Genomic DNA, 21,852 nt, shown 5'->3' with positions numbered 1-21,852 from the left:
AATGATGCGCCGTTACACGGGTCGGATCGAGCCAATTCAACGAACTGTAATAAATAGTCAACGGTGTGTCAGAAAATCTGGATAACCGGGGCGCTAAGCCGTGTAGCGGCCGCGTGCTGAGCGAGCACCGTAGCGCGTAGCGCGTCTACTGGGCCGGTTGATTTCGCGGCGTCGATTACGCGCGCTTTCGAGCTTGAACGCAACACCGCGTGTTTAATCGCTTCGGCTACTTCGCTATTGCCGTCGTGGGTCAATGTGCCTTCCCTTAGCCGGTCTGCGAAAGACTGGCACGCGGCCTGATACTCACCCCAAGAATAAATTTCAGTAGGTACTTCGTTTTCTAGTTCTTGGATCACGGTCTGATTCGGGCCGGACGCGTCGGCCACGATAGCCCGATAGCCTTTCGCCGCGAGCTTGCGCAGTGCTGGGCGTAGCCACTGTGTACCGGGCGCGGTCGCCGCGATCGCTGTAGCTGGGTCGCCGTCGTCGTCAAGCCAACCGGCCGCGATAGTCGCACTAGTACCATCCAGGGCGATATCCCACGCGATCGCGATATCTTCTGGGCGGGACGGGCGTGGCCGCTCTTTCGGTGCTGATTGTGGGTCGAAATTCCACCTGAGCGAGTCCCACACTGCCAAATCGTAGGCTGTTTCTACCGTGTCGGTTCCTAAGTTCAAGTACGATCGTCGCCAATCGCCAAGGCTAGAGTCTGCGCCTAGGTCTCTGATTTTGCGGGCGGTCTGCGTGTATCCGATAGCCGGGTGGAAAGCCAACGTGTCGTCGCCGTAGGGGTCACTGTCTGCGAGTTCTTCGTCCGCGCTCCACTCAAAATAAGCAATCTTGGATTCTGGGTCATTCACGGCCGCGCGCCCCAAAGCGATTTTGTCATTAAGCCATGTCGAAGCGCCTGTGCCGCGGGTCGAGAAAATCCATAATTGTGAGTTAATCACCGTGAGGAACGTCGGCTTAATCGCGGCTTCGATTTCTTCGCCCTGCGCTTGGCTGAACGCCCACGCTTCGTCGACTGACGCTAGGGTATTGCTATCGCCGTGACCTGCTGAAGCGGTCGGGGCGAACGGTGCGAGCGTCGAGCCGGTCGCATTAAAGCGTAGTAGTTCTGAGCCTTTACCGCGATTCACTTTGAACCGCTTTTCCAAGTCCACGGGTGGAACATCGTCAACTATCTTTTTCCAACGCTTGCCCGCGTCCTTGCCGGTCTGAGCTGTCATGACCGCTATGTGGTCTTTGAATGCGAGTAGCCGGTGGGTATGAATCGCGCCCATGAGGTCAGATTTCCCGGCCTGACGTGGAACTGTCACGATTACTGTTTCATATCGCCAAGCGCCTGGGTTCGTCGGGTCAAGTTCGCAAGCTACGTCTGCTACTTGTCGTTGCCACGGCATGAAAGCCCGGCCACGTACTGCGAGTGATACCGCGTCAGCGACGCCGCCCAAAGTCGGGTTAGACGGATTCCTCTTGGTTGCGTACTTCGCTTGTCCCTTCTTCATGCTAGCGCGGCTTTCGTGAGCGATTCGATCACCTCAGCGAGCGAGTCAAACGCGCCGCCCGTCTCTAGCTTCGGTTCGGGTAGTTTGTCGAGTGTTTCAAAAAGTTGCTTCGTCATTTGAGTCGTGGCCACGGTGAGCTTTTGAGCCTGTAGACCACGGTCAACGGCGCGCGCGGAATGCTTCAGCGTCTCACCGATAGCACGGTACTTACCGACGAGCATACCGGCTTCTTGAAGGCTAGCGAGAGTGTCAATCACAGCGGCTTCGATAGCGCCAACTGCGTGAGACTCATTGCCAGCGGGGACTATCTCAAATAGTGGTTGAGCACTCATTAGCTTTTCTTTTCGTTTCGTAGATTTTTTTCGTTGTTCGTGTGTTATTTCTTGTTTTGTCCCGTTTTACTGAGCGTTCGGGGGGAAATTTCAGGTGGGGGCGCGTCTGGGAGCGGCCTAGACTTTCAAAAAAACCGAGTATCAATCTGCCTTGCTCTTGGTCTGTCCTGCTTTGGTGGTGCTGCGCCCCGTGACGTGTTGCAATGAAGGTGCGCCGGGCGAAGATTCGCGATGTTATCGCTTCCTCCATGCTTGCGCGGTACAACGTGATCGATCGTGAACGATTGCGGGTCTGGGTAGCGCAATGCGGGATTGATTAGCTCATGACATAGCCAGCACTCGAAGCCGTAATGATCAGCGACTAACTGCCGTAGAGCGGCGATCTTCTTTCCGCCTTGCCACTTACTCACAGTGCTAACTCCAGCTCTGCCACTGACTCCCACACCTGAGCCATAGTGTCCCTCAGCATGTCTCCGAAGTCCTCAATCCGTGACGACTCGACAGTGCCAGCCATATCCCGCTCAATAGTGTGATAGGCACCGATAAGGCAAGACTGCAAGTGTGCAATCCTTGCTCCTTGCTTCGTGTACCCTCTGCCCATTGAATGCGCTACACGCATTCTTGCTTTTTCTAGTGTTGTGCTCATGATGCGAACTTCCTTTTGAGTATGGCGATAGCCGCCGAGGCTACATCGCCGCCAGTCTGCTTGATCGTCTTTGCTATCTCATGCTTGACTGCATTTGCTCTTTGCTCCTGCTGGGCTTGCTCTTGCAAGCGCTGGAGCTTGATAGCCCTGCTGCGGGCTTCCTTATACTCATTGCTCATGTGAAGGTCTGCCTGAACGCGGGGAGCCGCGTTCGAGACTCCCCCGTAAGGGGGGCGAAGGTTTGCACTGAGTTCCGCATGGAGGGAACCGCGAGATTTAGCGGGTTTGAAGATCGTTGCCCTCTGATTCAGGGTAGCGAGTCGGCGGTAAGTGGCGCGGCGGCGTTCGACTGCGCGGGCGTCAGCTTCGGGGCGGGCACCATTGATAAGCTCAACGAGTGCCGATTTGATAATGCGAATGAAGGAAGGTGCAGGGGAACCCGCAATAATCCCGCCCCGTGTCCACTCGATAATGCCAAGCTCTTCAAGCAAGACAAGGCACCTTCGAGTCCAGCGCTCAGAGAGTCCGCCGGTGGATTCCGATATTTGATACGCGGTAACTGCGCCTTGAGCCGAACCATCAGGTAGGCGGTCTGAGAGCGCTCTCAGCACGGTTCGCACCGCCTGATATTTTCTTCCCTCACCGAGTGGCCCCCACCCGGCGCGTGAAAGTGACCGAATGAGGGCCGGTGTTGGCCAGTAAGCCGAAGGCGTTGTGCTACTCATTGTCGAAGTCCAGCATTTTCGAGTTAATCGTGACGATAACGGACATTTGAACGAGAATGAGCGCGGCTAGTCCGCGAACTTCCCACAGCGGCGAAAATGTCACGAGGAAGAACATGCAAACGAGAACAACGATGTTCACAACCTGCCACCAATTGATTTTCACTTCTTGCCAACTTTCTTTATGTCGGTTCGGTACTGAGCGCCGAAGGGAGGGAGCGAGACGCCGTGAGCCGCCAACGCGTTGAGGTCTCGAATAGTCCAATTGCGAATCCCTGCGAGCTTTGCGTAGAACGTTCCGCGCTGAACGTGAATAACCGCGGCCATATCGTCCGCCGTTTCGCCCGTGTAAGCCATGTGCGCCTTGATTGAGCGCTGAATCAATAGTGTGTAACCATCCATGCCGCTAACTTACAGCGTGTAAGTAATACATGCAAGTCATTTTGTAAGTAAAGCCGACAAAGCGCGCGTATTTCCTTGATGTTTGCGCAGACATATAGACATTTTGTCTATATGTGTTACAGTCTGTTTTATGAGTGTGAATGTATTGGGACGGAATTTACATAGCGTGGTAGCTGAGAATATCCGCGCTGAATCTGCACGTAGGCTTATCAAGCAAGCGGACTTGGCTAAGGCGCTTGGAATGACAACCGGTGGTATTGCCCTTAAATGGAATGAGCGTCGCCGTTGGACTATTGACGATATTGAAGCGGTCGCAAACGTGCTCCACATTGAGCCGTTCGAGCTTCTAAAGCGAAACAGTGGCCAACCGAAGTTGACCGCCGTTCCTGATCGGTACACCGCCAGGGACTTGAACCCTGAACCCTCTGATTAAGAGTCAGATGCTCTGCCAGTTGAGCTAGCGGTGCTCGTTGGTTGGTTTCGATTACCTCGCAACGAAGAAATACTTTAGGCGGATTTTTTCGTGAATGCAAATTCGTTTAGTTGTTTTATGGTGTGACCTCACGCACATCAACTTTTCTGGGGTGATTCGAGGAATGAAGAGCTACTGGAGTGAACAAACGCTAGACTTGGATCGAATTGGCCAAAACAAAGGGAGGCAACGTGGCAAGACCGATCGTCACACTGGCAACTGCAGAGGAATTTCCAAATCTTGATTCGGATGATCAAAATTTGCCAGACGCTCTCCGGGAGCGCGGGTTTGAGCCTCGTATTGCGGTGTGGAATGATCCTTCGGTGAATTGGGCGGAAGCTGGAACCGTTGTTGTTCGTTCGACTCGTGACTATGCGCGTGACCCAAAGGGGTTCATTGGATGGGCAAAATCCTTGCCGCGTGTGTTTAATTCTCCGTGGGCGATGGAATGGAATTTGGATAAGCATTACCTCAAGGGGCTGCATGAGGCGGGTCTGCCAACGATCCCTACTGTATGGCTTGAGCCGCAGCAGAAGCTCTCGAAGCAGCAGATCCACTCGCGTTTCCCTGCCTGGGGTGATTTTGTGGTGAAGCCGGCAGTTTCTTCCGGTGGCCGTGGAACTGGCCGTTATACGGCAACGGATGCGAAGTCGCGCGCTGAGGCAATTCTTCATGCGCAATACGAGCTTGAACGTGGTCGCACTGTGATGGTTCAGCGTTACTTGTCGGAGATTGATAGCTCTGGTGAGTCCTCGCTGATCTATTTCAACGGTTTGGCATCACATCAGGTAGAGAAAGCGGCAATGTTGCATCCGCGTTACCGCGCGGCAATGGATTCCTCGATCGCTGACGAGGTTGTGAAGGCTGCGAAGCCAACTGAAAAGTACTGGCATTGGGGTGAGCGGATCCGCCAGGCTCTCCATTCGGAGTTGCGTAAGTTTGCTGGTCACGATGAGATCTTGTTGTTCAATCGCGTTGATCTTGTTGAGGGTGGTCCGGAGTCTTCTGAAGAGTTCTACGTCATGGAGATCTCGCTTATTGATGGCTCACTTTACTTGGGGTCGAACGATGAACATTTGAATCGCTTTGCTGATGCGATTGAGGTTCGTGCGTTTGATCACTGAGGCCTGTTATTGGGAGGAAATCGGGGTAAGTGAGGTGTATCACTTACCCCGATTTCGCTCGCAAGGGTTCCACTGATATAGTTGTTCTTCGTTCCCAGTGGGAAACATGGTGGCTGTAGTTCAGCTGGCAGAACGCCTGGTTGTGGTCCAGGAGGTCGCGGGTTCAAGTCCCGTCAGCCACCCCAGAATAAAATCCCGGCATTCACTTTTCAGTGAATGCCGGGATTTTATCGTGTGAACATACTGAGTGCGCGCTACGCGCACAAGGAGTCCACACCTGAATATGCGCCCCTTGTGGCGTTAACGTGTTAGTGGCGTTTGTGAGCCTGTTCGGCTCGTGTACGTGTGAGGTCTGCAAGAACCTTTGCCGCTTCGTCGCGTGCCTCGTCAGATGTCGGGCCTTCGTCCTGTGGCATCAAAACTGCACGGTAGTAGCGAAGTTCATCGATCGAGTCGTAGATGTCGCCAAGAGCCTGGTGATTTCCAGACTTTTCAGGTGCAGCAAAATATGCGCGAGGGAACCAGCGTTTGGCGAGTTCCTTGATGGATGAGACATCGATAATGCGGTAGTGGAGGTAGTCGACCAGTGTGGGCATGTCCCGGTAGAGGAACATGCGATCAGTGCCAACCGAATTGCCGCCCAGCGGAGCCTTGCCTTTTTCAACGAAACGAGAGATGTACTCGATTACTTTGGCTTCGGCATCGGCTATCTCGAGACCCTCATCCCACTTGTTGATGAGTCCAGTGACCGTGTGCATATTGCGCACGAAATCGTTCATGTTCTCGACAGAGCCGGGAGTTGGTTTGATGACGAGGTCGAGGCCTTCGTCAAGCGGGTTGAGCTCGGAATCTGTGACGACGACGGCGATTTCCACCAGAGCGTCTTTTTCAAGATCAAGCCCTGTCATTTCGCAATCGATCCAAACAATAGGTGTGTTTTGTGCAGGAAAATTACTCACGCCACTCATTTTACCAGCCGTCAGTGCCCCCATCCGGATTCGAACCGGAAACCTGCAGATTAGAAGTCTGTTGCTCTATCCGTTGAGCTATGGAGGCGTAGTAGCAAGTGTAATGGGAGAGAGGCGGTAGCTGAAAGTTGGGCGGCGAGTCGCCAACACTAAAACGGCGAAATTGCCTGCGAAAAAGCCGCGTCGGACCCCGCAAGTGTGAGTATTTTCAAGCATAATAGAGGCTGTGAATGCTGTATCAAATTCGGATCTTGTCGCCCTGGTTGAGCGTACTGTGGAAGCGCTAAATGGAGTTTCTTTACCTTTGGACATGCCTGGTACTCGAGAATTGGACACCATGCGTCGCCAACTACTTGCGCAACTTGAATCACGAATTTTGCCGCATATGCGTCACTCACAAGTCCCCACCATCGTCGTCGTTGGAGGGTCATCCGGAGCGGGGAAGTCGACTCTCTTCAATTCTGTTCTCGGTGAGGAACTGAGCGAGGCGGGTGTTCTGCGTCCAACGACACGCACACCAGTGATTGCAGTTCATCCAAGTGATTTTGCGACGATGACGCGTCATGGCATTGGTCATTATGGCAAGTTTGTGCGTGCCGACGGCGGTATCCCAGGTATTGCGTTCATTGATGCCCCTGACCTGGACTCTGTTGACGAATCCAACCGTGAACTTTCAGCTCGTTTGATGGACTCAGCAGATCTGTGGGTTTTCGTCACGACTGCTTCTCGATATGGCGATTCTGTGGCGTGGTCAGCACTCGAAGCTGCACGCCAACGAGGAATTACGGTGGCGGTGATCCTGGATCGCGTTCCCGAACGAGCACTGGTTGCTGTTCGCGCTGATCTCACCCAGCGCATGGCGAAGATGCATCTCGAAGATTCACCTCTGTTCGTTATCCCTGACCAAGGGCCTCACGAAGGCTTGTTACCCAGTGATGTTGTGGCGGAGTTCCGTGGGTGGCTCGAAACAATTGCACAACGTCGTATGGGTCAGACACTGGTTGATCGCACTACGGCTGCGACTCTTCCGCAGTTGCGTTTAGATCTCAACACATTAGCTGAAGCTGTTGAGATGCAGTCGAATGCGATCGTTGATTTGAAAGATAAGGCGAGGGAAGCGACCGCTGCTCCTCTCGAAAAACTGGCAACGAATATTGAACATGGACGTTTTGGACGTGGCGCTCCGACGACGTCGTGGCTCTCGCTTGCCTCAACTGGAGGCCCGTTGGCATCGCTCGTTGCGCATCGTACGCCAAGGCTTTTTGCGCGTCGCAAGCGCACAGACCGTGACAATGCCATGGCGGCCATTTTTGATGCGGTTCTGTCGTCGGCTCGTGTGGCGCTTTTACAAGGTATTCTCGCGGCGCGTGCCAATGCGCAGGTCGCCTGGCAAGAAGACATGGCTAACCTTGAAGAATATGCGCGATCAGCGTCGGCAAATGTGGATCCTGAGGCGATCGCTGACCGGACACTGTCAGCGTGGTCTCGTGATTTGCGCGAGTCGGTGACGGGGGATAACCCCTGGCTGTCCGCGATTGGTAACGCGGCGCTTGTTGGTGTCGCCGCAGGCGGAGTGACCGGCGCACAAAAGGCTGCCGAGGAGCTTGGGCTCGTGGAAGAAGTTGATCATGCCCGTGCGTCGTTGGCTCTCCATGTGCGTGAAGCCATCGTGGACGTCGGGCAGGCGTTCGCCCACGCGTTGGATGAAATTTCGGTGGGCGATGCGCGATCACTCCGGTTGCGAGCCAGTGAACTGTTGGATGTTGAGCATATGGTTGAGAGGGCATGATGAGTAAAGAAATTGTTGCGGAACTCAGTGATCGTCTCAGGCGATTACAGGTGGCGGTGAACTCTGGCGGAGAATTCTTCGATCCATTTGTTTCAGCTCGCGCACAAGACGATCTCCGTCGCGCCGAGGAAAGGATGGAACTTGGTGCTGGGTTGACGGTTGCTGCACTCGTTGGGGGAACTGGTTCGGGTAAATCAACGATGTTCAATGCGATCACTGGCCTGGATTTTGCCGATGCCGGCGAACTCCGGCCGACTACGGAGCGTGCGGCTGCGTGCACATGGAACGCAGACTCACACGTGCTTCTCGATTACCTCGAAGTGAGCGAGGATCGACGCATCGATCATGGGTCGATCCTCACGGCAGGTACGGATCGTCTTGATGGACTGGTGCTTCTTGATCTTCCAGACCATGATTCAGTTGCGATTGGCCATTCCGTGCTCGTTGAGCGACTTGTTCCCATGGTTGATTTGCTAATTTGGGTTCTGGATCCGCAGAAATACGCGGACGAAGTGCTTCATCGCGGGTATCTGTCCGCATTGACGGCGCGTGCTGACTCAATGATCGTTGTACTGAACCAGATTGATACTGTTCCGGAGTCGGGTAAAGCCGCGCTCGTTGCCGATGTCAAGGCATTACTTGAACGTGATGGTCTTCCAGACGTTCCCGTGCTGACGGCGTCTGGCTTGCATGGGCAGGGTGTTGATGACATTCGACAGCGGTTGGAAGTAGCTGTTGCAGCGGATTCGGTTTCTGCGAGAACGGCGTCGGCAGAACTTGATGCGATTGCTTTGCGCCTTCGTTCGAATTTGGGTGAATCAGAACCGAGCCTGGAAATGGAAGCCATCGAATCGATCTCGGATCGGATCGTTCGTGCATCGGGTGTGGGTGCCGTCGTTGAATCTATCCGTGATGCCAAGGGTCTGACTGATTCCGCGTTGGTCGTTCCGGAACAGCCGTCAAACACCATGGTGGCTGCGATTCGCGATACTTGGTTGGCGCACGTTCGTGAGGGACTGCCCATAGCGTGGCAAGAAGCTGTGAGTGCTCAGGTAGCGAGCCCCGAGAGGCTACGTCGCGCAATTGGTGGGGCATTGCGTTCGGTGCCGTTACCGTCAATCAGTCGGGTTCCCTCGCTCATTCTCATTGCTTTTGGGGTATTATGCGCTATTGCCGGAATCGCGGTTGCGGCTCGCGGCATTCCTTTCGACGACACTGTTTCCCGAACTGTGACGGCGTTAGTGGGCATCGTTATTTTTGTGGTCTGTTGGTGGTGCGCGAAGCGACGTTTAGCGCACCATGCTCGTGTGGCTGCGGAGCATTATGAAAATGAGGTGCATCAGGCAATTGTCGACGTTACGCGCGAAAACCTTGTTAATGGTGCAGATACCCTTATTCAACGTCATCGGGATACGCGCGAAGCTCTGAGTTTCTCCTTGCGAGGATAAGAGTTTTCCACACGTTGCACAAGTGCCGCCTTTTTCCACAGAAGAGGCGGCACTTGAGTTTTCTCTCGCTCTGAAAATCCACACTTGTGGTATCCACCAAGAGATAAAGGAGAGACAATGTCTAACGACACTATCGTGGCAATTCGAGGTTTCGCTGCTGCTGATCCTCAAGTATTCACTAATGCGGTTGATCCCGAATCAGGGGAAGGGTACGAACGGCAGTGCACTGTATTTCGTATCGGTGTGACACCCTCGTACTATTCGTCGGCCTCGAAGGAATTCCGAAATGGAATAACATCGTGGTATACCGTGAGAACTTATGGGACGCTCGCACAAAATGTTGCTGAATCGGTTCGCCGGGGAAGTGCATTGATGGTTCGGGGGCGTTTGAATATTCGGCAATACACGGATAATGAGGGTAATCCTCGCCAGGAGAACGTGATTATTGCAGACGGCGTCGGGCTTGACCTCAACTCGGGGACAGGGCATTTAATCAAGCGTCGGCGAGATCCCCTCCCTGCGGTTGACGGAGAACCGAGTGATCGGGGTGAGGGGCGCCTCGAAGGTAGTGATAGCGAACACCCAGGAGATAGTGAACTTTGCCAACAAGAGTCCTCGGGTGTACATGGCAAGGATAAAGATTTCGCTGGAAATCTTGCGCAGGTTTAACAGACTGTGGGAGTAGCGTTGCTAGCCACTCCCACACGCGAATCACCAGAGTTCACGTGGCCAGAATCTCCCAAGAATTCGCGGTTTCGAGCTGGGATAAGCTGTGATTTTTCGCTAGTGTGAGAAGCGAGAGTATTCCGCGAAACGATGAGTGGAGAAAAGTGGCTGAATTTATTTACACGATGAGCCGCGCCCGCAAGGTAGTGGGCGACAAGGTGATTCTTGACGACGTCTCGATGTCGTTTTTCCCAGGTGCCAAGATCGGCATGGTGGGTCCTAATGGTGCTGGAAAGTCAACGATCTTAAAGATCATGGCTGGGCTTGATGAACCGTCTAACGGTGAAGCTCGTCTGTCGCCTGGTTATACCGTGGGTATCCTCCTGCAGGAACCGCCGCTGAATGAAGGAAAGACCGTCCTGGAGAATGTCCAGGAAGGCATGGGTGAGATGTTCCAGAAGGTGCAGCGTTTCAACCAGATCGGTATTGAAATGGGTGAACCGGATGCTGATTTCGATGCGTTAATGGAAGAAATGGGTAAGCTCCAAAACGAGATCGATGCTGCGAATGCATGGGATCTTGATTCGCAGCTCCAGCAGGCGATGGATGCATTACGTTGTCCGCCGGGTGACATGCCGGTGAATGTTCTTTCCGGTGGTGAGCGCCGTCGCGTTGCGTTGTGCAAGTTACTTCTTGAAGCGCCAGATCTGTTGTTGCTTGACGAGCCAACGAACCACTTGGATGCAGAGTCTGTGCTGTGGCTCGAACAGCATCTTCAAAAGTACCCCGGCGCAGTGATCGCCGTAACCCACGATCGTTATTTCCTCGATCATGTGGCGCAGTGGATCGCCGAAGTTGATCGCGGACATCTTTACCCCTATGAGGGTAACTACTCGACTTATCTCGATACCAAGGCTGCACGTCTGGAAGTCCAAGGGAAGAAGGATGCAAAGCTCAAGAAGCGGCTCAAGGACGAACTTGAATGGGTCCGTCAGAGTGCAAAGGGGCGCCAGGCAAAGTCCAAGGCTCGATTGGCTCGATACGAAGAGATGGCCGCCGAAGCTGAATCCCAGCGGAAGCTCGATTTCGAAGAAATCCAGATTCCGCCGGGGCCGCGTTTGGGTAACGTCGTCCTTGAAGCAACCGATCTAGAAAAGGGTTTCGATGGACGTACTCTGATCAAGGATCTGTCATTCTCGCTACCGCGAAATGGCATCGTGGGCATCATCGGCCCTAACGGTGTTGGAAAGTCGACCTTGTTCAAGACAATCGTTGGAATCGAACCACTCGATGCAGGTAATCTCAAGATCGGTGAAACAGTTCAGCTGTCCTACGTGGATCAGAATCGCGCAGGAATCGACCCTGAAAAGTCCTTGTGGGAAGTTGTTTCTGACGGTCTTGACTACATCCAAGTCGGTAACGTCGAAATGCCTTCACGGGCTTATGTTTCGGCGTTCGGTTTCAAGGGTGCTGATCAGCAAAAGAAAGCAGGCATCCTTTCGGGTGGAGAACGTAACCGTCTCAACTTAGCCCTGACTCTCAAGCAGGGCGGAAACTTGATCCTGCTGGACGAACCGACGAACGACCTCGACGTTGAAACTCTTGGTTCACTCGAGAATGCGTTGCTGAACTTTGCAGGTTGTTCCGTGGTCATCACGCACGATCGTTGGTTCCTTGATCGCGTTGCCACCCATATTCTTGCATGGGAAGGTACCGAAGAGAATCCTGCTGCGTGGTACTGGTTCGAAGGAAACTTCGAGTCATACGAGAAGAATAAGGCTGAACGCCTTGGCCCGGATGCGAACCGTGCTGGAGCTCAAGTCTACCGAAAGCTTACTCGCGACTAACGCACAGCGAATGGCTCTCACATGTGGGGGGTGAAGAATGGCGAGAATAAATTCTCGCCATTCTTCACCCCCCCCACATCATCTTCGTGATTTATGGCGAACCATGCCCTCTTGAGTCATCGTTGCCACATGATGCTTATGCTGGAAGAACTTGGCGATTGTCAAGCCGCGCCCGCCTTGGGCGGAAGGTGACGTGAGCTCAGCTAGTATCCAATCGGACATGTCGACCTCACGGTGCCACCAAATCTGGTGATCGAGAGTTGCCAAAGACAGCGCCGGATCTAACCAGAACATTGAGTGCATCCGCATGATAGGTTCGAGCATGAACTGATCAGTGGCGTAGGCTAGAAGCGCTCGCTGAAGTGTTTGAGAAGCTTGTGGCATCGGCGATCGGAGCCGGAACCAGATGAGGTTCGGTTCTGAGGTCTGTGGTGCAGAACGTAGCCATAAGGGCTGTTGAACATGACGGATATCGACAGCATTTGTTGAATTGAAGGTTCGTGCAATCGGAAGGTCAAGGTTTGCAAAGAAATCAGTCGACGAGCCGAGCCGTTCAGGATCTGGAGCCACCGGCGTCGGCGATTCATACTCAACTCCAGGCTGAACTTCCTGGAATGATGCACGCGCGTTGAAAATCGTTTTCCCGAATTGTGACGCCTGAATAATACGCGTGGAGAATGATCGTCCGTCGAGGATTTCTGCCACGTCAAACTGGATAGGCTCTTCTAAAACTCCGGGGCGTAGGAAAGCAGCTGTCATCGAGTGGATTTGTCGGCCAGATTCCGCGGGTTTGAGGGTTGCTTGTGCAGCCACAACAGCTTGCGCAAAAACTTGCCCACCGTAGACTCTGCCAGTGACCTGATGTAAATTCGTCCCTTCAAAAGAACGAAAAGAATTCTGACGCAGGCGAAGGGTTCGCAGCACTGAGCCAAGGGGCTCAGCAGTGGTCGTCGGCATTGGGATAAAGGTAGCCATATTCTCTCCAATCGTCATCGTTAACACTAGCGTCAAATTTGTGTGGACGAATCTCAAGAAAACTGTCTTCGATACTGCAAGATTTTGCAATTCTTGGCATGATTAAGGCAAGGATCAGTGAAGTTCCACAATTAGGAGTCAATATGGCCTCTCGCGAGAAATTAATTTCATTGGCGAACGCGTATCGTGTCGCCACAGAATACTGGGATTTTGACGGAAATCTTACCCAGGTTGAGGATGAGACCCTCGCTGCTGTGTTGGCTGCGATGGGGGTCGATACCTCGTCAGATGCAGCTGCTGATGCTGCGTTGAAGAATAAGGACGAGGCTCCTTGGCGACAGATCCTTCCCACCTGTACGGTAGCTCGCGATGATCAAGATTACTCGGTGTTCGTTCACGTTCCAGATGGGTGGGCAGTCAAACTTGAGGCATACCTCGAAGACGGTTCAACCATCACTCTGCCACAGGTCGAGGATTTTACTCCAGCACGAAATATCGATGGTCACATGATTGGTCAGGCGCGTTTCCTTGTTCCCGCAGGAACGCCCACCGGCTATCACACGCTTCACGCGGAAGTGTCATTCGCTGATTCCGAAATTCGCCACGACTCCGCTCCACTCATCGTGACGCCAGCACGCCTCGATAATTCCGCTCTTGATGAGCGCCGCTCGTGGGGAATGATGGCACAGCTGTACTCCGTGCGTTCAAAGGCGTCATGGGGTTTGGGCGATACTCGTGACCTTGCAGAGATGGCTTCGACATTCGGGGCAATGGGCGCAGACTACCTGCTGGTGAATCCGCTACATGCCGCTGAACCAATCGAACCACTCGAGAATTCCCCCTATCTTCCAACCACCCGTCGATTCTTCAACCCGATGTACATTCGTCCCGAGGATATCCTTGAGGTTGCCTACCTTTCGGGGCCTGACCGGTCGCTCGTTGCGTGGGCAGGGGAGGACGTAAAAAAGTCGTCGCTGAAAAATGAGCATATTGATCGCAATGCTTCCTGGAGTGCTAAGCGTAAAGCTCTTGAAGTAATTTTTGCGGCCGGGCGTTCGCAGTCGCGCCAGCGTGAGTTTGAACGCTATTGCGAACTTGAAGGCCAAGGTCTGGCAGATTTCGCATTGTGGTGTGCCATTGTTGAAAAGTACGAGGGAGCCTTCCCCAACGAATTACGTGATATTAAATCGCCGTATGTTGCACGTGAACGCCGCGAGCTCGCTGAGCGCGTGCAGTTCTGGATGTGGTTGCAGTGGGTGATGGATTCTCAACTCGAAGCAGCCCAAAACTTGGCGACGCGTTCGGGGATGCGCTTTGGTATCGCACACGATCTCGCTGTGGGTGTGCATTCGGCGGGTTCTGATCGGTGGACGATCCCTGAAGCATTTGCCAATGGAGTTGAAGTTGGTGCTCCAGCGGACATGTACAACCAGCAAGGACAGAATTGGTCGCAGCCGCCGTGGCGTCCCGATGCTCTGGAGAAGATGGCATACTCGCCGCTTCGAGATATGGCGCGCACCGTCCTTCGCCACGCTGGCATGATTCGGGTCGATCACGTTGCTGGTTTGTTCCGACTGTGGTGGATCCCCGTTGGCGCATCTGCTGCAAAAGGAACTTACGTTTACTTCAACCATGAGGCAATGGTGGGAGTTCTCCTCCTCGAAGCTCAACGTGCGGGAGCAACCGTGGTGGGTGAAGATCTCGGTACTGTTGAGCCGTGGACCCGTGATTATCTCAAGGAACGTGGAATTTTTGGCACCTCAGTGTTCTGGTTCGAAAAGAGTGCTGATGGAATGCCACTTCCGCCTGAAAACTACCGCAGTGATGTTCTCGCCTCGGTTGACACTCACGATCTTCCGCCTGCCGCAGGTTACCTTGCCGGTGAGCATGTCGATCTGCGTGAGCGTTTAGGGCTTCTGGTTGAACCAGTGGAGAAAGTGCGAGCCGACGCAGAACTTGAGAAGGAGCAGGTTCTTCACCGTCTGCGTGAATATGGCTTGGTGGGTGAGGAACCTTCCGAACGCGAGATTGTTGAGGCGTTGCATGTTTATGTGGCGCGCACTCCAGCTCCGTTTGTCTGCGTCTCCCTCGTCGACGCCGTTGGCGAACGTCGCGCTCAGAACCAGCCGGGAACATTCAACGAGTACCCGAACTGGTGCATTCCGCTTGCCGACGGGACTGAGGAAGTCGTATTGACCGAGGAACTGCCCACGAATCCGCGATTGCAATCCCTTGTGTCGACGTTGAATGCAGCGATGGCTGAGGAAGAAGCGAAGCGTCACTGAAGGAATCAAAATGGAGCGCCCAAGGTTTGCCTTGGGCGCTCCATTTTGATTCTCTTGTTTACCATTATTTACCAGCATGTTCTGTGTGAAAAGATCGATCGCTTGGGCTGCCAATCATCAAATATGGAGAGCCTCGCGGATGTGTCAGAAAAATTTGTTCACTATTTGATGAGGTAATCAACTATTTAGCGAGTAGCACAAGGTATGGTGGAGGGGCTTTTGCTCCTGTGTTTTTAGCTGACACTGACAGTAGATCCGCATATGTGCAGGGAATTTAAATGACAATTTGCTTAATTTCTTGTGAGATTTTGCTAGGCAAGGCAAAAAGCATGTGCTACAATCATTGCGTTGGTGCTCCTAGTGGTGAGTTGGGGAGTTGCCAATGTGTCAGAAGCGTTGTAGGCTCAGCCTCCGCCGATGACAATCGCCCGGGGAAACCCGGCGGGCACGCACGTGTACGCACGGTTGAGTGTCATGAGGCGGGGAGTGGTGAGACTCCCCGCCTCGATTTTTTAATCCAATGAAAGTACACGGTATTCACTGAGCTAGAAGTAAGAAAAATTTGATTGTCATGATCGTTGAGAAATCATGCGAATCTGTTTTCCTGTAGACGAATAAATGGGGTCGGGGGGTGTGGAACTTCGCCACACACCCCGACCTCAACAGATCACGTCGCTTGATGACTCAGGCTTGAGCACGTAACTTGCCAATAGCGAACGCTGAGGGATAATCAGGCATCCGCCGCCTGCGCCTTTGCTGCGCGTTCAGCGCGGTCGACTTCCTCCGACACCAGACGCAGAAGCGCTGGTGCCGTTCCCTTATGATCAGCGAGCCACTGCTGACCACGTGCCACAATATCCTCACCAAGATCCTCGTGACCAACGAGCTTGGTGGGGAAGGTGTAGGAAATCATGTTCGACGCGATCTCAAGCGTGCGATCATTCCATACCTGCTCAAGTGAGTCGAAGTAGCGATCGACGAACGGAACCAAAAGTTCAACATCTCCACCGTCAAAACCGAGAGCCAGATTGCGCTGAACAGTATTGGGAACTTCGCCAGCGAGAATGTCATGCCAGACGCCTTCCTTGACGCTGGCGTGAGAAATCGCTGCACGCGCACGCGCAGCGCCTGCCGCGCCAGAAGCGGTATTGTCACGCTCAACGCGCTCCTTCTCAATTTCAGCTTCGCTCACGCGTCCAGCTGCTGCGAGACGTCGCAGAATCACCCAGCGGAAATTTGCATCCACTGCCAAGCCATGTGGCACATCATCTGCGTCGAGCCACCCGGCGATGCGATCAAGCTGAGTATCTGAATCTGCGAGATTTACTGCGGACATTGCAATTTGCAACTGGCGATCCGATTCGGGCTCCGTGGCATCAACAAGGGCAAACATTGCCTCAGCGACACGCGCCTTGAGTTTGGCTCTCTTGGACACTGAGGAGTAGAGGTTCGTTGCGGTCTCAAGTTGCGAAAGTAAGTAACGAAGCACGGTGCCGTGATCTTCAGTCTTGAGTGCCTCAAGCGCGAGATCCACATACTGCGATGCTGGCATTTCGCCGTCACGCGTCATATCCCACGCTGAAGCGAGAACCAATGTGCGCGGGAGTTTATCGTCGAAATCGTTGATGTGTGCTGTGGCAAATGCCAGCGAATCAGCATCCATTCGCACCTTGGTGTAGGTGAGATCGCCATCGTTGAGAAGTACGATGTCAGGACGAGTCTTGCCGACGAAATCCTCGACGGGAGTCGAATCGCCGTCGATGTCGAGCTCCGTATGAAGCACGCGAACAAGTGTGCCGTTATTGAGTGAGTATCCGCCGACGCCGATGCGATGCGGGCGCAGTGAAGCGCGTCCGTCGGTTTCTTGCGTGATCGAGAGTGCGGTGATCACGCCGTCCTCGCCAACCTCGAGTGTTGGGGATAGAGTGTTGATCCCAGATTCCTCAAGCCAGATCTTCGACCACGCCGTCAGATCGCGTCCCGAGGCCGTCTCCAGCTCCGAGAGTAGATCGGCCAGGGTAGCGTTGCCCCAGCTCATCTTCTTCAGGTACGCCGACACACCGCCAATGAAGGCGTCCCATCCGACGTAGGCAACGAGCTGCTGGAACACGGATGCGCCCTTACCGTAGGTAATACCGTCGAAGTTCACCTGGACGTCTTCGAGATCGCGGATCTCAGCGGCGATCGGGTGGGTGGATGGAAGCTGATCTTGTGCCATTGCCCACTGTTTTTCTGAAGCATTGAAGGTGACCCATGCATCTGTCCAGCGTGTGGCCTCAGCTGTAGCGACGTGGCTCATGAACTCTGCGAAGGATTCGTTCAGCCACAGATCGTTCCACCACTTCATCGTGACAAGATCGCCGAACCACATGTGAGCGAGTTCGTGCAGCACAGTCACTGCACGGCGCTCGATGAGCGCACCGGTTGCGCGTGAACGGAAGACGTAGTCATCCAGAATTGTCACGCAACCTGGGTTTTCCATCGCGCCAGCGTTGTACTCAGGAACGAAGATCTGATCGTACTTACGGAAGGGATAATTCACATCGAAAGCGTCCTCGTAGAAGTCGAGTCCGGCCTTGGTGATGTCGATAATTTCTTGCCAGTCAAGAAAGTCAGCCAGTGATGCGCGTGCGTACACACCCATGGGAATGACGCGACCATCGCGTGATGTTGCTGTGTCTTCGCCACCCACATATGGGCCAGCGACGATCGCATTGAGGTAGGAGGAAATTTTCTCCGTCGGTGTGAAATCATAGCGAACAGTGTCAGCATCAACCTCAATTGGGTCTGGAGTCGGGGAAACCGAGAACACTCGCCAGCCCTTCGGAGTGCGGACCGAGAACTCGAACTGTGCTTTCAGATCTGGCTGTTCGAAATCAGCGAATACGCGTCGCGCGTCCGGAACCTCGAACTGGGAGTACAGGTAGACTTCACCGTCGGCTGGGTCAATTGTGCGGTGCAACCCTTCACCAGTGTGCGAATATTCCATTGTTGCGTCAACAACGAGGGTGTTGTGCTCGGCGAGGTTATTGAGGCTGATACGAGTACCGTCGTAGGCAGAAACAGGAACTTCTTCACCATTGAGAGTGATGTTTTCCACCGAGTGAGCAAGTAAGTCAACAAAGGTTGATTCACCTGCCACGGCATCGAAAGTCAGTGTAGTGATGGAATGGAAAGTTGTTTCGGAACCTGTCAGATCTAAAGCGATATGGTATCGAGGATTCGACACGACGTTGGCACGGAGTTCGGCCTCTACGCGGGTCAGATTTTCGCCAGGCATGGACGTCCTTTCAGTAGAAAACGCTATCCATCCCAAGGGTACGCGGTGTGAGAGAACCGTGCGACTTTATCCGCCGACGGAGACTGCAAGTTGCGCATGGCAGACTCAAGTTGCACATGTCGGTTGATTCGATTTTCCGACGGCGGCGAAAAAATGGTGAGGGGAGCAACCAATCGGTTGCTCCCCTCACGCGTGTTTCACTCATTACCAGATTCGAACGCGCTCGTCTGGTGCGAGGTAGAGGGCATCCCCCTCAGTGACGTCGAATGCCTGCGCGAATTCATCAACGTTCTTCACCACGCCATTCGCGCGGAATTCGGCCGGTGAGTGTGGATCGGTTGCCACGCGCTGGATCATGAGTTCGTCGCGGCGAATCTCTTGCCAAATGCGCCCGTAGGAGAGGAAGACGCGCTGAACACCTGTGTAGCCCTCAATAATTGGGGCGTCCTGCGAGCCAGCTAAGCCAGCACGCTTGCAGGCGATGTCGTAGGCTTTCAATCCGATGCTCAATCCGCCAAGATCGCCAATATTCTCACCAAGTGTGAGGGCGCCTTGGACGTGATGTGGGGAGTCTTCACCGAGCTGGGCGGGGATGTAGGAGTCATACTGGCCGACGAGTGCGGCTGTGCGCTTTTCGAACTCAGTGCGATCAGCGTCAGTCCACCAGTTATTGAGCTGGCCGGTACCGTCGTACTTCGAACCCTGATCGTCAAAACCGTGGCCGATTTCGTGACCAATCACTGCACCGATTGCGCCGTAGTTCCAGGCAGGATCGGCGTCGGGCTGGAAGAATGGCGGTTGCAAAATCGCGGCAGGGAAAGCGATTTCGTTAGTCGGAGGCATATAGTAAGCATTCACCGTTTGAGGAGTCATCAGCCATTCGCTACGGTCAACGGGCTGCGAGAGCTTCTCAATTTGACGGGTCCACTCGAAACGAGCTGATGCGCGAACATTGCCGACGAGATCCTCGACATTAACCTCAAGTGCTGAATAATCGATCCATTTTTCCGGATAGCCAATCTTGGTGGTGAAATGATCAAGTTTGTCCAGCGCTTTTGCTTTGGTTTCCTCAGTCATCCAGTCCAGAGAAGTGATCGACTCCCGGTACGCTTCAAGCAGGTCAGCGACGAGCTGATCCATGAGTTCTTTAGACCGAGGTGGGAAGTGCTTGGCGACGTAACGCTTTCCAACAGCTTCCCCGACAGCACCGTTGACAAAGCCGACGGCGCGCTTCCAACGGTCACGCTGTACCTGAGAACCTTGGAGAACCTTGCCATAGAAATTGAAGTTGGCTTGAGAGATCTCTTCAGATAGGTAAGGTGCGCGAGCAAGGATCGTGTGCCAGGTGACGTACGTGCGGAGATCCTGAAGCTCTGCACGCTCCCACTGTTGGGCAAAGCCTTGCATCGTCGACGGCGAGGTGACGATCAGATGCGCCATATTCTCTTCGGTTAAGCCTGCTGCCGCAAAGAATGGAACCCATGCAAAACCGGGAGCGCTATCAACAAACTCGGCGAAGGACATCACGTTATTTGTCTTTTCGGCGTCGCGCATCTGCACTGGAGTCAGGTGATGGGAAGCGAAGGCTGATTCAACGTCCAAAATTGCGCTCGCAGAATCTTGAGCAACGTCAGCCTCAGCACCTGTTGCTAGAGCCCACAGGACTGGTACGAAGTCGCGATAGGCAGCGAGGATCTCTGCGTAGCTTTCTTCGCGATAGAACGACTCATCCGGTAGCCCCAAACCTGACTGGTAAAGGTAGACGGCGTTGGCATCAGGGTTGTTCTTGTCATTGGAAACGTATGGGTAAGCTGGTACATCGACACCGGTAGTGAGAAGTCCACCCAGAACAGCAGCGAGTTCGTCTTTTGATGTTGCGGCATTGATGAGGTCAAAATCTTCACTGAGCGGTGTAGCTCCGAGTGCATTGACTCGAGTTTCATTCATGAAGGACTCATACAGGCCGGCAATTTGCGCTTCTTCGGGATCCTCAGAATCTACATTCAGCCCCTCAATGATGTTGCGTACATCAACCTCTGACTGATTCCGCAGGTCAATAAATGAGCCTGTGGAGGACTGGTCATCGGGAATGGTTGCAGTTTTTAACCACTCGCCATTGACGTGGCGGAATAGATCATCTTGCGGGCGAACCGAGTGGTCAAGGCCGGCAAGGACTTCCTGTGTTGTTGCATCAATATCCATGGACTGAGTCTACATGGGGCTAACTAGATGAGAACAATTGTGCTCGCGGGTTATGCTAGAAACATGCGCGTACATATTGCTGCAGATCATGCAGGTTTTGAATTGAAAGCTCACTTGGTTGAGCATCTGACCCAGGCTGGCCACGAGGTTGTGGATCACGGTTACGAGACATACGACAAGCTTGATGCATACCCCCCGGTGTGTTTCGCTTGCGGTGAAGCAACCGTGGCAGATCCAGGGTCGCTGGGAATCGTCATTGGCGGTTCGGGTAACGGCGAACAGATGGCAGCGAACAAAGTGAAGGGCGTTCGTGCGGCGTTGGTGTGGAACGAGGAGATCGCCGCCTTGGCTCGCGAACACAACAATGCGAACGTGATCTCTATTGGTGCTCGTCAGCATTCGATTGAGGAAGCGACTCGTTTTGTTGACATTTTTCTGTCGCTGGAGTTTGATCCGACCTCGCGTCATCAGTCGCGTATCGCCATGATGAGCGACTACGAAAACAAGTAAAATTGTGGAGTAAATGGGCCTGGAAACGCTGACGTTTCCAGGCCCATTTTTATGAGTGAGTATGTTGCGAACCTGTTGTCGAGAAACGTGGCGTGGGGCTAAATCCACAATGCTGGATCGATCAAAGGATCATCATGCTGAACGTGAGAGCGGTTCTTTGCTGGCACCCCGACGGCGGTGTTACCTGCGGGAACGTCCTTCACCACGACAGCATTGGCGCCAATTTGAGCATCGTCACCCACAGTGATTGGCCCGAGAACTTTTGCTCCCGAGCCGATAACCACACGGTTTCCTACCGTAGGATGGCGTTTTCCCGCATTGCGCGAGGTTCCTCCGAGCGTGGTGCCGTGGTAGATGACGACGTCGTCACCAACCTCTGCGGTTTCACCGATGACCACTCCCATCCCGTGATCGATGAAAAGACGTTCACCGAGTGTAGCGCCGGGGTGGATCTCAATTCCAGAAAGAAAGCGCGCGGCTTGAGATACCACACGCGCAGAGAATTTGGCATTGTGATTCCACAAGCAGTGAGCCACGCGATAACCCCACACGGCATGGACGCCGGAGTAGGTGAGCGCAACTTCAAAGCGGTTGCGTGCCGCGGGATCGTTGTCCATCGCGGCGGCGAGATCGCCCCGCATTCTTGCAATCACACCCATCGGTGTCTCTTTTCTTA

General features: G+C 53.8%; 20 protein-coding genes and 3 tRNA genes. 9 read left to right on the top strand and 14 right to left on the bottom strand.

From position 1 onward, the window contains the following. Positions 1-68: 68 nt before the first annotated feature. From ACTOVJ_RS04120 to ACTOVJ_RS04090, 7 genes are all read right to left on the bottom strand, one after another. Positions 69-1,508, bottom strand: a complete 1,440-nt coding sequence (locus ACTOVJ_RS04120; protein WP_449503827.1) for a terminase — start codon at positions 1,506-1,508, stop codon at positions 69-71. Beyond that, positions 1,505-1,840 carry a hypothetical protein gene (locus ACTOVJ_RS04115; protein WP_449503826.1) on the bottom strand — a complete coding sequence of 112 codons (336 nt, stop codon included), beginning with the start codon at positions 1,838-1,840 and terminating at the stop codon, positions 1,505-1,507. The genes ACTOVJ_RS04120 and ACTOVJ_RS04115 overlap by 4 nt, the downstream gene beginning before the upstream one ends. A 125-nt stretch (positions 1,841-1,965) precedes the next feature. Then, a complete protein-coding gene (locus ACTOVJ_RS04110; protein ID WP_449503825.1) occupies positions 1,966-2,250 on the bottom strand; it encodes an HNH endonuclease in 285 nt (94 codons plus the stop codon). Further along, complete coding sequence (locus ACTOVJ_RS04105) at positions 2,247-2,486, bottom strand: hypothetical protein (protein ID WP_449503824.1); 240 nt, start codon at positions 2,484-2,486, stop codon at positions 2,247-2,249. The genes ACTOVJ_RS04110 and ACTOVJ_RS04105 overlap by 4 nt, the downstream gene beginning before the upstream one ends. Next, the gene (locus ACTOVJ_RS04100; protein WP_449503823.1) at positions 2,483-3,211 is read right to left on the bottom strand and encodes a hypothetical protein; all 729 of its coding nucleotides are present in this window, start codon (positions 3,209-3,211) and stop codon (positions 2,483-2,485) included. Before ACTOVJ_RS04100 ends, ACTOVJ_RS04105 begins: the two co-directional genes overlap by 4 nt. Further along, entirely contained in the window at positions 3,204-3,374 is a 171-nt protein-coding gene (locus tag ACTOVJ_RS04095; RefSeq protein ID WP_449503822.1) for a hypothetical protein, read from the bottom strand. Before ACTOVJ_RS04095 ends, ACTOVJ_RS04100 begins: the two co-directional genes overlap by 8 nt. Further along, on the bottom strand, positions 3,371-3,610 hold the full coding sequence (locus ACTOVJ_RS04090) for a hypothetical protein (protein ID WP_449503821.1): 240 nt from the start codon (positions 3,608-3,610) through the stop codon (positions 3,371-3,373). Before ACTOVJ_RS04090 ends, ACTOVJ_RS04095 begins: the two co-directional genes overlap by 4 nt. 130 nt (positions 3,611-3,740) lie before the next feature. Between ACTOVJ_RS04090 and ACTOVJ_RS04085 the strand changes: the two genes are divergently transcribed. Beyond that, the gene (locus ACTOVJ_RS04085; protein ID WP_449504635.1) at positions 3,741-4,043 is read left to right on the top strand and encodes a helix-turn-helix domain-containing protein; all 303 of its coding nucleotides are present in this window, start codon (positions 3,741-3,743) and stop codon (positions 4,041-4,043) included. Here ACTOVJ_RS04085 and ACTOVJ_RS04080 read toward each other — a convergent pair. Next, a tRNA-Lys gene (locus ACTOVJ_RS04080) sits at positions 4,005-4,077 on the bottom strand. The genes ACTOVJ_RS04085 and ACTOVJ_RS04080 overlap by 39 nt on opposite strands. Positions 4,078-4,273: 196 nt before the next feature. Between ACTOVJ_RS04080 and ACTOVJ_RS04075 the strand changes: the two genes are divergently transcribed. Then, a complete protein-coding gene (locus tag ACTOVJ_RS04075; RefSeq protein WP_449504439.1) occupies positions 4,274-5,206 on the top strand; it encodes an ATP-grasp domain-containing protein in 933 nt (310 codons plus the stop codon). A 109-nt stretch (positions 5,207-5,315) separates the two neighbouring features. Continuing rightward, a tRNA-His gene (locus ACTOVJ_RS04070) sits at positions 5,316-5,391 on the top strand. 123 nt (positions 5,392-5,514) lie between these two features. Here ACTOVJ_RS04070 and orn read toward each other — a convergent pair. Together orn and ACTOVJ_RS04060 are read right to left on the bottom strand one after the other, a co-directional pair. Next, positions 5,515-6,174 (bottom strand): oligoribonuclease, encoded by a 660-nt coding sequence (orn, locus tag ACTOVJ_RS04065; protein WP_449502491.1) that lies wholly within the window; start codon positions 6,172-6,174, stop codon positions 5,515-5,517. Positions 6,175-6,189: 15 nt separating this feature from the next. Further along, positions 6,190-6,262, bottom strand: a tRNA-Arg gene (locus ACTOVJ_RS04060). Between the two features lie 138 nt (positions 6,263-6,400). On the opposite strand from ACTOVJ_RS04060, the gene ACTOVJ_RS04055 reads away from it, so the two are divergent. The 4 genes from ACTOVJ_RS04055 to ettA all read left to right on the top strand — a co-directional run bounded on the left by ACTOVJ_RS04055 (position 6,401) and on the right by ettA (position 11,924). Then, complete coding sequence (locus tag ACTOVJ_RS04055; protein ID WP_449503582.1) at positions 6,401-7,963, top strand: GTPase; 1,563 nt, start codon at positions 6,401-6,403, stop codon at positions 7,961-7,963. After that, entirely contained in the window at positions 7,963-9,411 is a 1,449-nt protein-coding gene (locus ACTOVJ_RS04050; protein WP_449504438.1) for a GTPase, read from the top strand. The genes ACTOVJ_RS04055 and ACTOVJ_RS04050 overlap by 1 nt, the downstream gene beginning before the upstream one ends. A 117-nt stretch (positions 9,412-9,528) precedes the next feature. Then, positions 9,529-10,080 (top strand): single-stranded DNA-binding protein, encoded by a 552-nt coding sequence (locus ACTOVJ_RS04045; RefSeq protein ID WP_449503580.1) that lies wholly within the window; start codon positions 9,529-9,531, stop codon positions 10,078-10,080. A gap of 161 nt (positions 10,081-10,241) precedes the next feature. Then, positions 10,242-11,924, top strand: a complete 1,683-nt coding sequence (gene ettA, locus ACTOVJ_RS04040) for an energy-dependent translational throttle protein EttA (RefSeq protein WP_449504634.1) — start codon at positions 10,242-10,244, stop codon at positions 11,922-11,924. 78 nt (positions 11,925-12,002) lie between these two features. On the opposite strand, the gene ACTOVJ_RS04035 is transcribed toward ettA, so the two are convergent. Further along, on the bottom strand, positions 12,003-12,899 hold the full coding sequence (locus ACTOVJ_RS04035; protein ID WP_449502486.1) for an acyl-CoA thioesterase: 897 nt from the start codon (positions 12,897-12,899) through the stop codon (positions 12,003-12,005). 98 nt (positions 12,900-12,997) lie between these two features. Here ACTOVJ_RS04035 and malQ point away from each other — a divergent pair, with 98 nt between their 5' ends. Continuing rightward, on the top strand, positions 12,998-15,184 hold the full coding sequence (gene malQ, locus ACTOVJ_RS04030) for a 4-alpha-glucanotransferase (RefSeq protein WP_449502485.1): 2,187 nt from the start codon (positions 12,998-13,000) through the stop codon (positions 15,182-15,184). Between the two features lie 730 nt (positions 15,185-15,914). Here the strand turns inward: malQ and pepN are convergent. Together pepN and ACTOVJ_RS04020 are read right to left on the bottom strand one after the other, a co-directional pair. Beyond that, complete coding sequence (gene pepN, locus ACTOVJ_RS04025; protein WP_449502484.1) at positions 15,915-18,464, bottom strand: aminopeptidase N; 2,550 nt, start codon at positions 18,462-18,464, stop codon at positions 15,915-15,917. A 204-nt stretch (positions 18,465-18,668) separates the two neighbouring features. Then, the gene (locus ACTOVJ_RS04020; RefSeq protein WP_449504272.1) at positions 18,669-20,666 is read right to left on the bottom strand and encodes a M13 family metallopeptidase; all 1,998 of its coding nucleotides are present in this window, start codon (positions 20,664-20,666) and stop codon (positions 18,669-18,671) included. 63 nt (positions 20,667-20,729) lie between these two features. Here ACTOVJ_RS04020 and ACTOVJ_RS04015 point away from each other — a divergent pair, with 63 nt between their 5' ends. After that, a complete protein-coding gene (locus ACTOVJ_RS04015) occupies positions 20,730-21,176 on the top strand; it encodes a ribose-5-phosphate isomerase (protein WP_449502482.1) in 447 nt (148 codons plus the stop codon). 98 nt (positions 21,177-21,274) lie between these two features. Here the strand turns inward: ACTOVJ_RS04015 and epsC are convergent, their stop codons facing one another. Continuing rightward, positions 21,275-21,835: a serine O-acetyltransferase EpsC gene (epsC, locus tag ACTOVJ_RS04010; RefSeq protein ID WP_449502481.1), complete on the bottom strand. Its 561-nt coding sequence runs from the start codon at positions 21,833-21,835 to the stop codon at positions 21,275-21,277. Between the last annotated feature and the right edge of the window lie 17 nt (positions 21,836-21,852).

Source organism: Arcanobacterium sp. (ex Cirak et al. 2026), from assembly GCF_053585065.1.
This window is presented reverse-complemented; position numbering and strand designations above follow the sequence as displayed.

Coding starts and splice junctions, on each gene's coding strand:
- ACTOVJ_RS04120 (WP_449503827.1), bottom strand. CDS start 1,508: ATGAAGAAGGGACAAGCGAAGTACGCAACCAAGAGGAATCCGTCTAAC.
- ACTOVJ_RS04115 (WP_449503826.1), bottom strand. CDS start 1,840: ATGAGTGCTCAACCACTATTTGAGATAGTCCCCGCTGGCAATGAGTCT.
- ACTOVJ_RS04105 (WP_449503824.1), bottom strand. CDS start 2,486: ATGAGCACAACACTAGAAAAAGCAAGAATGCGTGTAGCGCATTCAATG.
- ACTOVJ_RS04100 (WP_449503823.1), bottom strand. CDS start 3,211: ATGAGTAGCACAACGCCTTCGGCTTACTGGCCAACACCGGCCCTCATT.
- ACTOVJ_RS04090 (WP_449503821.1), bottom strand. CDS start 3,610: ATGGATGGTTACACACTATTGATTCAGCGCTCAATCAAGGCGCACATG.
- ACTOVJ_RS04085 (WP_449504635.1), top strand. CDS start 3,741: ATGAGTGTGAATGTATTGGGACGGAATTTACATAGCGTGGTAGCTGAG.
- orn (WP_449502491.1), bottom strand. CDS start 6,174: ATGAGTGGCGTGAGTAATTTTCCTGCACAAAACACACCTATTGTTTGG.
- ACTOVJ_RS04050 (WP_449504438.1), top strand. CDS start 7,963: ATGAGTAAAGAAATTGTTGCGGAACTCAGTGATCGTCTCAGGCGATTA.
- ACTOVJ_RS04045 (WP_449503580.1), top strand. CDS start 9,529: ATGTCTAACGACACTATCGTGGCAATTCGAGGTTTCGCTGCTGCTGAT.
- ACTOVJ_RS04035 (WP_449502486.1), bottom strand. CDS start 12,899: ATGGCTACCTTTATCCCAATGCCGACGACCACTGCTGAGCCCCTTGGC.
- malQ (WP_449502485.1), top strand. CDS start 12,998: ATGATTAAGGCAAGGATCAGTGAAGTTCCACAATTAGGAGTCAATATG.
- pepN (WP_449502484.1), bottom strand. CDS start 18,464: ATGCCTGGCGAAAATCTGACCCGCGTAGAGGCCGAACTCCGTGCCAAC.
- ACTOVJ_RS04020 (WP_449504272.1), bottom strand. CDS start 20,666: ATGGATATTGATGCAACAACACAGGAAGTCCTTGCCGGCCTTGACCAC.
- ACTOVJ_RS04015 (WP_449502482.1), top strand. CDS start 20,730: ATGCGCGTACATATTGCTGCAGATCATGCAGGTTTTGAATTGAAAGCT.
- epsC (WP_449502481.1), bottom strand. CDS start 21,835: ATGGGTGTGATTGCAAGAATGCGGGGCGATCTCGCCGCCGCGATGGAC.